At 63.3% G+C, this 11,893-nt stretch carries 10 protein-coding genes; 8 read left to right on the top strand and 2 right to left on the bottom strand.

All coding sequences use genetic code 11. The features are described from left to right. The coding region (locus tag AB6802_RS13660; RefSeq protein ID WP_371010633.1) for a TIR domain-containing protein at window positions 1-3,024 on the bottom strand (3,024 nt) is incomplete at its 3' end. A 458-nt stretch (window positions 3,025-3,482) separates the two neighbouring features. Here AB6802_RS13660 and AB6802_RS13655 point away from each other — a divergent pair. Further along, window positions 3,483-3,917 carry a DUF1489 family protein gene (locus tag AB6802_RS13655; RefSeq protein ID WP_371010632.1) on the top strand — a complete coding sequence of 145 codons (435 nt, stop codon included), beginning with the start codon at window positions 3,483-3,485 and terminating at the stop codon, window positions 3,915-3,917. Between the two features lie 122 nt (window positions 3,918-4,039). Further along, window positions 4,040-4,738 carry a molecular chaperone DnaJ gene (locus AB6802_RS13650; protein ID WP_371010631.1) on the top strand — a complete coding sequence of 233 codons (699 nt, stop codon included), beginning with the start codon at window positions 4,040-4,042 and terminating at the stop codon, window positions 4,736-4,738. A 42-nt stretch (window positions 4,739-4,780) separates the two neighbouring features. Here the strand turns inward: AB6802_RS13650 and AB6802_RS13645 are convergent, their stop codons facing one another. Beyond that, window positions 4,781-6,208: a D-alanyl-D-alanine carboxypeptidase gene (locus AB6802_RS13645; protein WP_371010630.1), complete on the bottom strand. Its 1,428-nt coding sequence runs from the start codon at window positions 6,206-6,208 to the stop codon at window positions 4,781-4,783. Window positions 6,209-6,498: 290 nt separating this feature from the next. On the opposite strand from AB6802_RS13645, the gene AB6802_RS13640 reads away from it, so the two are divergent. The 6 genes from AB6802_RS13640 (at window position 6,499) to AB6802_RS13615 (ending at window position 11,892) form a co-directional block, all read left to right on the top strand. Then, window positions 6,499-6,828, top strand: a complete 330-nt coding sequence (locus tag AB6802_RS13640) for a phasin family protein (protein WP_371010629.1) — start codon at window positions 6,499-6,501, stop codon at window positions 6,826-6,828. A gap of 277 nt (window positions 6,829-7,105) precedes the next feature. Next, complete coding sequence (gene clpS, locus AB6802_RS13635; protein WP_040972327.1) at window positions 7,106-7,432, top strand: ATP-dependent Clp protease adapter ClpS; 327 nt, start codon at window positions 7,106-7,108, stop codon at window positions 7,430-7,432. Between the two features lie 6 nt (window positions 7,433-7,438). Further along, entirely contained in the window at window positions 7,439-9,922 is a 2,484-nt protein-coding gene (clpA, locus tag AB6802_RS13630; protein WP_371010628.1) for an ATP-dependent Clp protease ATP-binding subunit ClpA, read from the top strand. 63 nt (window positions 9,923-9,985) lie between these two features. After that, window positions 9,986-10,609, top strand: a complete 624-nt coding sequence (locus tag AB6802_RS13625) for a chloramphenicol phosphotransferase CPT family protein (RefSeq protein ID WP_371010627.1) — start codon at window positions 9,986-9,988, stop codon at window positions 10,607-10,609. A 198-nt stretch (window positions 10,610-10,807) separates the two neighbouring features. Beyond that, the gene (locus AB6802_RS13620) at window positions 10,808-11,545 is read left to right on the top strand and encodes an AzlC family ABC transporter permease (protein WP_371010946.1); all 738 of its coding nucleotides are present in this window, start codon (window positions 10,808-10,810) and stop codon (window positions 11,543-11,545) included. Between the two features lie 35 nt (window positions 11,546-11,580). Beyond that, window positions 11,581-11,892, top strand: coding sequence for an AzlD domain-containing protein (locus AB6802_RS13615; RefSeq protein WP_371010626.1), 312 nt, complete (start codon window positions 11,581-11,583; stop codon window positions 11,890-11,892). The last annotated feature ends 1 nt before the right edge of the window (window position 11,893 follow it).

Here is an 11,893-nt window from a genome sequence, read left to right as displayed (position 1 = left end):
CCCACTCTCGTCGAGCCAGCCCAGATTGCCCATGGCGTCGCTGTTACCTGCGGCAGCCGCCTTTTCGAACCAGCTTCGAGCGCTGGCATAGTCGGGCGCAGGAAGGCCCAGCCCATTCTTGTCGAGCAGGCCAAGACTGTTCATGGATTGGTCGTCACCGGCGGTGGCCGCCTTTTCGTACCAGCCTCGCGCGCTGGCATAGTCAGGCCCGAGAAGGCCCTTCCCATCCTGGTCGAGCGAGCCTAGATTGCCCATGGCATCGCTGTTACCTGCGGCAGCCGCCTTTTCGAACCAGCTTCTAGCGCTGGCATAGTCGGGCGCAGGAATGCCCGTGCCATCCTCGTCGAGCAGGCCCAGACTGTTCATGGCGATGCTGTTGCCGGCTGCGGCCGCCCTTCCGTACCAGTTTCGGGCACTGGCATAGTCGGGCTCGGGAATACCCTTCCCACCCTCGTCGAGCCAGCCCAGTCCGACGATGGCGCCATTGTCGCCCATGGCGGCCGCCTTTTCGTACCATTCGCGGGCGCTGGCGTAGTCAGGCGCGGAGATGCCTCGTCCCTCGGCGTCAAGGGAGCCCAAACTGACCATGGCATCGCTGCTGCCGGCTGCCGCCGCTTTGCCAAGCCATTTCCGGGCTTTGGCATAGTCGGCCGCGACGCCATATCCAGAGCCATAAAAATTTCCTGAAAGGTTTTCGGCCGCGTGATTGCCTGTTCTGGCGGCCCAAAGCATATTTCTAAACAATGCGTTTCGTCGATCCGCCTCGGAGTACTTCTTGCCGTCTGCCCGTATGGGTGACAACATGAGCCGGCCAACCTCCGCCATTTCGCGTGATCTTTGCGACTCCTGCTCGGCACGCCTGCGTTGCGTCTCTGCATCGTTCGCCCGGTCCCAGGCGAACCAAGCGGCTCCAATCGCCAGCGCTAGGAGAACCCCGGCTACGCCAAGCCCGATGCGAGTGATCATGAGAACCTGCTTTCGCGTCGCGGCAAGGCGAACGGCATCCTCCTCGCGCCGGTGCGCCTCCTCCAGTTCCCTGTCTCGTTCCTTGGTCTCCATGACGCGGCAGGCCCCGAGATAGGCGCGCTCGGCCGCGTCCAGCGAGCTGCCGAGCCGCTCGGATTCCGCTAGGCGCTCAGCATCCTCCAGCCTGCCCGATGCATGCACCAGCCAACCATCATCGTGCGCGTTGGCCGCCCAGTCGCGGGCCGCGCGCTGCACGCCGTCTAGGGTCGCCAATGCTGCATAATCCTCATCCAGCCAGCCCTTGAGCAGGGGCCATTGGCGTAGCAGCGCCTCATGCGCCGGTTCGACCGTCACCGTACCGTTCGCATCGCGGTCGGTCGCAAGCAGCCGCGCGGCAACCAGATGCTCGACCAATGGCCGCGCCTCGAGCGGGATCTCGCTCAGGCGCGCCACGCGGCGGCGCGGCTCCTTGGAGACGACATCGATACCAGCGAGCCAAGGCACCAGCGCGCGCCGCAGCAGGACCTTCCGCGCGTCTTCGTCCCTCGCCAGGCGCGGATCACTGTCCGCGGCGGCAAGGGCATGCGCGACGGCGGCCTCGATCGAGCCCGTGACTCGGCCGCTCATGTGGTATTCCGCGAGCGTCAGGTCACCGTCGCCGCCATAGTCCGCATAGAGCCGCTCCAGCGTGAAGGCGAGCAAGGGCAAGGCATCCTTGGCGCCGCCCGCCTCGATGTCGGTCAGCAGTGCCTGGGTCAGCGCTGGGTCGATCTGAAGCCGGCCGCCGCTTTCCCGCAGTCGCCGCGCCGGCCCTTCGATGACGCTCTCATAGGCGCCATGCAGCATCTGCGGCAGGCTGAAGGTCGCCTGCCGCACGTGCCCGAGAGCTGTCGCACTCTGCAACTGCTCGTAGGCATCCGAGCGGATGGTGAAGACAGCAACCATGCGCAGGTCCGGGTGCGACAGCAACCCTCCAAGAAGATCGAAGAAGACCGACGCCTCCTGAGCGCCATCCGCCAAGAACAGTTCTTCGGCCTGGTCGATCGGCAGGATCAATGTCCGCATGTCCGCCGCCGTCTCTCCTGGCAGGACGACGGGGCGACTTTTCTCAAGGAGGCGGGCAAGGAGCGCCGGCAACGCCTCCGCCGTCATCGCCTCCTTGACCGAGGCGCGGTTGATCGCAAGCCCAGCGCGGGCGCAGGCAAGCTCTACGGCGCGGGCAAGCCCGGTCTCACCGGTGAGCGCAGCCCGCTCCGGCCGCATCACCGGCAAGGTCAGGAGATGGGCATCTTCACGCAGAAGCCGCGGTAGCAGGCCTGCACGCAGAAACGAAGATTTGCCGGCGCCGGAGGCGCCGAGAATGACGAGGCATCGCGGGCCGCTCGCCTCGCGCAGCCCGCGCAATGCGTCGAGCGCGGCAATGGTCTGCGCCTCGCGACCGAAAAAGATGCCAGCGTCCTCTGCCTCCAGCGCCTTCAGGCCGCGATAGGGCGGGCGTTCAGGGTCATCCTGCGGCGGCCAGGCGAAGAACCTCGGATCGAGGCCAGCCTTAGTCAGACCATTGCGCAGCCGCGTCAGCCCACTTTCCGAGAAGGTGACATGCTCCTCGCGCGAGCCGTCCGGCATTGTAGCGCAGAATGTGCGATGGTCGCGGCCGCCCGCGAGCGAGACGAGCTGCAAGTCGCGGCGCATATCGGCCGAGACATCCTCGAACGGCATTTCCTCGATCAGCACGCCGAACATGCGCTTGTTGAGTTTGTCCGCGAGACGATATTCCCTGGTGCACCAGTCCGAACCGAGCCAGGCGCGGCTGATCAGGAAGATGACGGCCTCGCAGCGGTTCGCGGCCTCGTGCAGCGCCCGTTCCCAGCGCTCGCCAGCCACAATGCCTCGCTCGGGATCGAGATCGAGGAAGAGCTCGTTCCAGCCTGCTTCGGACAGCCAGTCGTGCAAAGCAATCGCCGCGGCGTTGTCCTTGCTCGAATGGCTGATAAAGATGATCGACATGACCCCCATTCCCAAAGCGACGCAAGCTCGCCAAGAATGGCGCCGCTTCAAATTGTAAGACGTCAAAGCACGATGATTGCTTGGGCCTAGTTTGAAATCGAAATGCGAGCATGGTCGATTTCAACCGGCAACAGCCCCCGCGCTTTGCTTCCCGACCCTCGCGAAAGCTTCTCTAGATCAAAGGCCGCGTCAAGTGGAGTATTCCGTGCTTTCTTCGCTCTTTGAATAAAGCCTGTCAGTTTTAACGTGGCCGTCGCGAATAAGAGCCCGTGTTCGTCGATTTCCGTCCCAGTTGGCAGGCTAGGCTAACTCGCCATCTGTGCAGCATAGCTGAGCAGGATTTCCCGCCATCCGATCGGATGGCACAGTCGTGCCGCACTACTCTTCGCAAGACGGGGCGGCCGAAGCTATCGAGACCGCAGCCCAGGCCTGCTAAACCGGTGTCGCTCTTCTTGTGCAAAACCGCCCAAGGCGTTGAACCTGCGTGACGCGCCCGCTAGATTGCTACCATGCTCAATCTCCTAAAACTCTGCGTCGGCTGCGACAGCGTCGAGGACCTGGAAGAGTGGATTGCCTTCCGTCTCGACGAGCGACGCCGCGCCGGTGAGCCGGCCGAGCACTGGCATACCACCCGCATGGTGCCGACGCGTGGTGCCGAGATAACCGATGGCGGCTCGCTCTATTGGGTGATCAAGGGCAACGTCCAGTGTCGGCAGCTGATCACCGAAATCCGGCCCTTCACCGACGATGAAGGTATCGGTCGCTGTCATCTCATGCTCGATCCCGAGGTCGTGCGCACCGACTGGCAGCCGCGCCGCGCCTTCCAGGGCTGGCGCTACCTGAAGCCCGCCGATGCTCCGGTCGACCTCGGCAAGGGCAGGGCGGCGCTCGCCGAGATGCCGCCGAAGCTGCGGCTGGAACTGGCCGAGCTCGGCCTCTTGTAACGGCAGCGTCAGCCGCGACTCGTCGCTGGCCCTTCGGCTCGTTCGATGTGGGGCTTGCAAGGACCGGACCCAAGCCCCATCCTCATTGTCATGCTCACTCATCCGTATGGCGGCACAAACCGATGGGCGTGATCCTTGCATTGGCGGCTTTGCTTGTGGTGCTTTTTGGCGCCGCCGCCCTGTTCGTGCGGGCCGATCCGGCAAGGATCGCGGACAGTTTGAGGTCGCTTGGGCCCGCCTTGCTCGGTCTTGTCGGCGCGCCGATGCTGATTTTCGGCCGCAGCCTGATCGGCGGGTTGCTTCTGCTGGCGGCCCTGGCCTGGGTCGGCTGGATACGCACCAGGCGGCCGCCGGCAAGCGCCGCGGCCGCCAAGCACTCGACCGTGCGCACCGCCGCGCTCGAAATGGATCTCGACCATGACAGCGGCAAACTCGAGGGTCTCGTGCTGGCCGGGCGTTACGAAGGCAAGATGCTCGGCGCCATGGGCATCGCCGACCTGCACCAGCTTTATGGCGAGCTCAGTCCTGACCCGGAAAGCCGGCAGCTCCTAGAGACGTATCTTGACGGCCGTTTTGCCGTTTGGCGCAAGGACGCGCAGCCGCACAGTGGCGAAGGGCTGGGTGTTGCGCCAGGTGCGGGCGCCATGACTAAGCAGGAGGCCTACAAGATCCTTGGTCTTGAAGCGGGGGCCGCCGCGGCGGATATCCGCAAGGCGCACCGCCGCCTGATGCAGCGCCTGAATGCCGACGTCGGCGGCACGTCTGTCCTGGCGGCGCGGATCAATGAAGCCAAGGACGTCCTGCTCTCCAATCACGACTAGTCTCCTTCGACGCTGAACTTTCCGGGAGTTTTCAACAACCGCCTATTGCTGGACGGCGTAGCACGAGATTTTCTTTCGCTTGAGCGCGTCGCAGGCCTTCCAGGCCGCGTCCTTCGAGCCGAAGCCGCCAAAGCGGGCGCGATAGTAGGTGGTGCCATCGTTATCGAAGGCGACTGTGAAGCCGGAGGCGTCCGCCAAAACCTTCGGCGCCTGCTTGCTGGTCTTGTCGAGCAAGGCTTCGGCGCCGGACTTGGTCGGCGAGGAGGCGACCTGCACCACCCAGCCGGACGGAACCGACGACGTCTTGACCGGATCGATCGCCGGCGCGGCAGTCGTCGGCTCGGCGTAAGCGGTGACGGCTTGCGACGTCGCCTGCTCGGCCTTGGGGGCCGGCGCCATGGCGGCGACCGCGACCGTCTTCACCTTCTTGACCTGGAGAACAGGCTTGGTTTCCTCGGCGACCTGCTGGCTATCGTCCTGGCTGTCGTCGGCCGAGGCGACGACGGTGTCATCGGTTACCGGCTTGTCGTCCGGGGTCGGGGCGTCCTGCTTCGGCAGGAAGACCTTGGCCAATGCCTTGATCGGGTTGTCGCCACCGGCCTTGGCGATAAGGTTGCCGTTGCCGCGGGTCGAGGTGCGCGGCATGTAGGTGGTGATCAGCGAAGCCATCTGGTTGTCGCGGCTGCGGCCGGAGGTGCCGCCCATCACCACCGCGACGAGGCGGCGGTCGCCGTCGGCAACCGAGGAGACGAGGTTGAAGCCGGAAGCCCGGGTGTAGCCGGTCTTGATGCCGTCGACGCCCTTGATACGGCCGAGCAAGCGGTTGTGGCCGTTGATGCGCTGGCGACCGTAGAGGAAGGAGCGCTGCGAGAAATAACCGTAATATTGCGGATAGTGCTCGCGCAGCGCGATGCCCAGCATCGCCATGTCGTGAGCGGTGGTGAACTGGCCGGGATCGGGCAGGCCGTTGGCATTGCGGAAGACGGTGCCGTTCATGCCGAGCTGGCGCGCCTTGGCCGTCATCATGCGCGCGAAATTGTCCTCGCTGCCGCCGAGCAACTCACCAAGCGCGGTGGCCGAATCGTTGGCGGATTTGGTCACGATCGACAGGATCGCGATCTCGACGGGAACCGAACTGCCGGCGCGCACGCCCAGCTTGGTTGGCGCCTCGGCGGATGCATGGGCGGAGAACGGAACCGGTGTGTTCCTGGTGATCCTGCCCTTCGCCATCGCCTCGAAGGTCAGATAGAGCGTCATCATCTTGGTGAGCGATGCGGGATAGCGCCGGCCATTGGCGTCGGCGGAATAGAGCACCTTGCCGGTCTTGGCGTCGATGACGATGGCCGACGACCGCGCGGCTAAAGCCGAGGCGACATCGGCGGCAATGACCGTCACCGCCAACACGGCGATCATGATCGCCTTGAGAGAGAAGGAAGATTTGGAGACGAACCCCGTCAACGCCTGACGCACCGCTACTTACCCTGAATTTTCGTTGCCCCGGAGGTGGCAAAGGGAGTGCCAACCTCGCTTCCGGCCAAGCTATCGCGGCCAGCGTTACCAATCCGTTTATGGTAACCGCCGTGTTCACCATTTTTCGGCAAATCGAGCCTTTCTTTAATCGATTTTTACCGGCCGCCGGGGCTGAAGCCCCTGCGGGCCAAGGGATTCTTGACTTTTGTGCAGCGCACAATATATTGAAGTGCATTGCACAAGGGCGCCCGGGGCCAAAAAGGGCGTTTCAAACCAAAGGGAAGTATGAAATGACCCAGACCTATGAGGACTTCACGAAATACGGCAAGGAATTCGCCGACACCGGGCTGAAGAGCTTTGCCTCGCTTACCAAGGGCGCGCAGGCGATCGCCACCGAAGCCGGCGAATATACCAAGAAGAGCATCGAAGCCGGCAGCGCCGCTGTCGAGAAGCTGTTCTCGGCCAAGTCGATCGAGAAGGCTGTCGAGATCCAGACCGACTACGCCAAGCAGAGCTATGAGAGCTTCGTGGCTGAAGCCAGCAAGATCGGCAATCTCTATGCCGAGCTCGCCAAGGAAGCCTACAAGCCGTTCGAATCGGTCGTCGCCAAGGCGAAGTAATTTCGGCTAAATGGCTCCTATTGGGCCAACCGGTCTACGAAAAAGACCCGGTCGCGTCAGCGCGGCCGGGTTTTTTCATGCCTTTGCGCAACCGCCCGCACCTTGCCGCATTCACGATTGAGAAATTCACTGAGGTTTGCCCACCTAGCCATATTGTCAGCTAACCTAAAGGGCTTAAAATCGTTCATCGAGCACCTACATGTTGAACTCGCACGAGGATTCGAAAAGGCTTGACTACGTGACGATCGGCTCGACTGCCACGGCACTCGTGGTGCGAATGCAAAGTGACGGTGACCGCAACGATCCCGGTCGCGGCACCGCCGTGATTACGCGCACCAAAACCAAGACCAAGAAGCCCAGCCTGTATCGGGTCCTCATCCTTAACGACGACTACACGCCCATGGAGTTCGTCGTTCACGTGCTGGAGCGTTTTTTCCAGAAGGATCGCGAAGCCGCCACGCGCATCATGCTTCATGTTCACAATCATGGGGTGGGCGAGTGCGGGGTCTATACATTCGAGGTGGCCGAGACCAAAGTGTCTCAGGTCATGGATTTCGCCCGACAGAATCAGCATCCGCTGCAATGCGTGATGGAGAAGAAGTGAGGTAACATGCCGGCTTTCTCCCAAGGCCTGGAAAAGGCGCTACATCAGGCGCTGACATTCGCCAACGAGCGGCATCACGAGTATGCGACGCTCGAACACCTGCTGCTTGCCCTGATCGATGATACCGAGGCGGCCGCCGTGATGCGCGCCTGCAACGTCGATCTCGACGAGCTCAAGCACACCGTTCTGACTTATATCGACACCGAGCTCGACAACCTCGTCACCGGTTACGATGAGGATTCCAAGCCGACGGCCGGATTCCAGCGCGTCATCCAGCGCGCCGTGATCCATGTGCAGTCGTCCGGCCGCGAGGAAGTGTCCGGCGCCAACGTGCTCGTCGCCATCTTCGCCGAGCGCGAGAGCCACGCCGCTTATTTCCTGCAGGAACAGCAGATGACCCGCTACGACGCGGTCAACTACATCTCGCATGGCATCGCCAAGCGCCCCGGCGCTTCGGAGCAGCGCACGCCGCGCGGCGCCGAGGACGAGCAGGGCGGCCAGAACGGCGCCGAGCCGCAGGAGGAAAACGGCAAGAAGAAGCAGCAGGACGCGCTGACGGCCTATTGCGTCAACCTCAACAACAAGGCGCGGGCCGGCAAGATCGATCCGCTGATCGGCCGTGAGAGCGAGATCAACCGCACCATCCAGGTGCTGTGCCGCCGCTCCAAGAACAACCCGCTCTATGTCGGCGACCCAGGCGTCGGCAAGACCGCGATCGCCGAGGGGCTGGCCAAGCGCATCGTCGAAGGCGATGTGCCGGAAGTGCTGCAGGACGCCACCATCTTCGCGCTCGACATGGGCACGCTCTTGGCCGGCACACGCTATCGCGGCGACTTCGAGGAGCGGCTGAAGCAGGTCGTCAAGGAGCTCGAGGATTATCCGGGCGCGGTGCTGTTCATCGACGAGATCCACACCGTGATCGGCGCCGGCGCCACGTCGGGCGGCGCCATGGATGCGTCGAACCTGTTGAAGCCGGCGCTGTCTTCGGGCGCCATCCGCTGCATCGGCTCGACCACCTATAAGGAGTTCCGCCAGTTCTTCGAGAAGGACCGCGCGCTGGTGCGGCGCTTCCAGAAGATCGACGTCAACGAGCCGACCATCGAGGACGCCATCGAGATCATGAAGGGCCTGAAGCCTTATTATGAGGAATTCCACAAGGTGAAGTTCACCAGCGAGGCGATCAAGGCCTCGGTGGAACTGTCGGCACGCTACATCAACGATCGCAAGCTGCCGGACAAGGCGATCGACGTGATCGACGAGACCGGCGCCTCGCAGATGCTGGTGCCGGAGGGCAAGCGCAAGAAGACGATCGGCATCAAGGAGATCGAGGCGACGATCGCCACCATGGCGCGCATCCCGCCAAAGACGGTTTCGGCCGACGACGAGAAGGTGCTGCAAGGCCTCGATATCGAGCTGAAGCGTGTCGTCTACGGTCAGGATACGGCCATCACCGCCCTGACCTCGGCGATCAAGCTGGCGCGCGCCGGTCTGCGCGAACCGGAAAAGCCGATCGGCTCGTATCTGTTCTCGGGTCCGACCGGCGTCGGCAAGACCGAAGTCGCCAAGCAGCTTGCTGCTTCGCTCGGCGTCGAGCTGATCCGCTTCGACATGTCGGAATATATGGAACGCCACACCGTCTCGCGGCTGATCGGCGCGCCTCCCGGCTATGTCGGCTTCGACCAGGGCGGCCTGCTTACCGACGGCGTCGACCAGCATCCGCACTGCGTGCTGTTGCTCGACGAGGTCGAGAAGGCGCATCCGGACCTGTTCAACATCCTGTTGCAGGTGATGGACCACGGCAAGCTGACCGACCATAACGGCAAGCAGATCGACTTCCGCAATGTCATCCTGATCATGACCACCAATGCGGGTGCGTCGGATGCGCAGCGCGCGGCAATCGGCTTCGGCTCGACCAAGCGCGAAGGCGACGATGTCGAGGCGATCAACCGGCTGTTCACGCCGGAATTCCGCAACCGTCTCGATGCGATCATTCCGTTCGGCTCGCTGCCGGTGCCGGTCATCCATCAGGTGGTGCAGAAGTTCGTCATGCAGCTGGAGGCGCAGCTTTCCGAGCGTGGCGTCACCTTCGACCTGTCGCCGGAGGCGATCGCCTGGCTCGCCGACAAGGGCTATGATGAGCGCATGGGTGCGCGGCCGCTCGGCCGGGTGATCCAGGAGCACATCAAGAAGCCGTTGGCCGACGAGGTGCTGTTCGGCAAGCTCAAGAAGGGCGGCACGGTGCGCGTCACCGTCGAGAAGAAGGAAACCGGCGAGACCGGCCTGAAGCTCGAATCGCTGGCCGACGAAGCGCCGGTGCAGCCCAAGCAGGAAGACCCGGAAGACGCGCCCCAGTCGAAGAAGGCGGTGACCAAGAAGCCGGTCGCCAAGAAGGCCGTGGCGCAGAAGCCGGAGCCGAAGGGCAAGCCGGAGCCGAAGGGCAAGGATGGCGGCAAGCGCAGCCTGGTGCCGCAATTGCCGCGCAAGGGCTAAAAGCTCTTCCTTTGAATAGAGAAAGGCCCCGGCGACGGGGCCTTTTTGTTGCAGGGAGAGCGCGTGAAACCCGGCCAGATCATCGTCCTCAACGGCGCCCCGCGCTCGGGAAAGTCGAGCATCGCCGCCGCTATTCAGGAAACATTCGACGGCGTCTGGGTGAATCTTGGCGTCGACACCTATGCATGCGCCACACCTCCTGGGCTGCAGCCAGGGCTCGGCCTGCGTCCCGGAGGCGAGCGCCCTGATCTGGAGGCCTTTGTGCCGGGTCTCTATGCCGCGCTTTACGACTCGATCGCGGCGCACAGCCGGCTCGGTCTGAATGTCGTCGCTGATCTCGGCCACCACGATGCGTACTCCACGCCGCTGAACATTCTCCCTCAATGCGCGCGGCGCCTGGCCGGCCTGCCGGTTCTTTTTGTCGGCGTCCGCTGCCCGATCGAAATTATCCTGCAAAGGCGCGCCGCTTCCGCCGCAGGCGCCTACGTGATCGCGTCGGCCCAGGATCCGATTCCCCGGCCGGTGCGGTTGTGGCAGGAGGAGGTGCACAAGCCCGGCATCTACGACCTGGAGGTCGATACGTCGCTGCTAACGCCGCAAGCCAGCACCGAAGCGATCAGGCAGCGTCTCACTAGCGCACCGGAGCCGTCGGCGTTCCGGATCCTGGCGCAACTGCCGGTTAGCTGAAGGGTTGGGGTCAGCTCGGATCTTGCCGGCGCTTTCGGCCAAGGACTGTCGCTGCCCGCGTAGCCGGCGTCCTCCAACATCGCGTTAGCGACCAAACCAGGGGGCCGACTGCCAACAGATTTTCCTGGATCAATGGAAAGACGATACGCGGCTTTCGGTGCGGTCGCATCCAATGGCGGCGCATGCTATTGCCGGCACATGTCGACTTGGACCTCGGACGCCACAGTGCCTCGTTCCACTTGGTTCCTGCGTGGTGTTCGCGCGGCCTTTTCCCTGCCTGGCCTGATCCTCATCAGCTCGTTCATTGGCTTTGCCGCACTGGCGAAAGGCGCCGGGGTCACAGCGACACAGGCCGCTTTCATGACCGGAACGGTGTGGGCGCTGCCATCCATGGTCGTGCTGGTTGGCGCGATCGCATCGGGAGCGGCGCTGCCGGCGGCGATGTTCGCCGTGACGTTGTCCGCCATACGTCTGATGCCGATGGTGATGGCGCTCGTACCTGAGATGCGCACCGGGAAGACCCGGCAACGCGTACTCTATCTCCTCGCGCATTTCGTGGCCGTGACCTCCTGGGTGCTGGCCATGGAACGCCTCAAGCGCGTCCCGCCTCATATGCGTACGACATATTATGCCGGCCTCGGCGGCACGCTGGTGACGACGAATATCATCGTCGTGACCGTCGTCTATGCGGTGGCGGATGCACTGCCGTCTGCGGTTTCGGCGGCGTTGCTGATGTTAACGCCGATGTATTTCCTGACCTCGTTGTGGGGTTCCGCACGCGAACGGGTAGGGCATGTTGCAATGGTCCTGGGCCTCGTCCTCGGACCGGTCTTCCACATAGTGTTGCCACAGATCGATTTGCTGGTCGCCGGATTGATCGGCGGCACGAGCGCCTATGGCTGGCACCTGTGGCGGCGCAAGGCGCGCGCAGCGTGAGTTACTTTTCCAGCGGCGCCTTGTGGTGGCCATACATGTTCATTCTCGTCGCCGGTTTCGCCGCGACCGATATCTGGCGCTTCCTCGGTGTCTATCTCGGCGGCAAGCTTTCCGAAGATTCAGATCTGTTGGTTCTGGTTCGCACCATGGCGACGGCGCTTGTTGCCGCCGTCATCGGCAATCTGATTGTCTTTCCAGGCGGCGCGCTTGGGCATACGTCGCTTGCCTTGAGAATAGCGGCGGCGGCCCTGGGTTTCGTCGCTTATCTGGTGTGGGGAAAGCGCATGGTCGTCGGCATCGCCGCGGCCGAGTTCCTGCTGCTGGCAGGACTTCATCTGAACTTTTGAT

The organism is Mesorhizobium sp. RCC_202, assembly GCF_041355295.1.
Taxonomy (GTDB): Bacteria; Pseudomonadota; Alphaproteobacteria; order Rhizobiales; family Rhizobiaceae; genus Mesorhizobium.
This window is presented reverse-complemented; position numbering and strand designations above follow the sequence as displayed.

Coding starts and splice junctions, on each gene's coding strand:
- AB6802_RS13655 (WP_371010632.1), top strand. CDS start 3,483: ATGCTCAATCTCCTAAAACTCTGCGTCGGCTGCGACAGCGTCGAGGAC.
- AB6802_RS13650 (WP_371010631.1), top strand. CDS start 4,040: ATGGGCGTGATCCTTGCATTGGCGGCTTTGCTTGTGGTGCTTTTTGGC.
- AB6802_RS13640 (WP_371010629.1), top strand. CDS start 6,499: ATGACCCAGACCTATGAGGACTTCACGAAATACGGCAAGGAATTCGCC.
- clpS (WP_040972327.1), top strand. CDS start 7,106: ATGCAAAGTGACGGTGACCGCAACGATCCCGGTCGCGGCACCGCCGTG.
- clpA (WP_371010628.1), top strand. CDS start 7,439: ATGCCGGCTTTCTCCCAAGGCCTGGAAAAGGCGCTACATCAGGCGCTG.
- AB6802_RS13620 (WP_371010946.1), top strand. CDS start 10,808: ATGTCGACTTGGACCTCGGACGCCACAGTGCCTCGTTCCACTTGGTTC.
- AB6802_RS13615 (WP_371010626.1), top strand. CDS start 11,581: ATGTTCATTCTCGTCGCCGGTTTCGCCGCGACCGATATCTGGCGCTTC.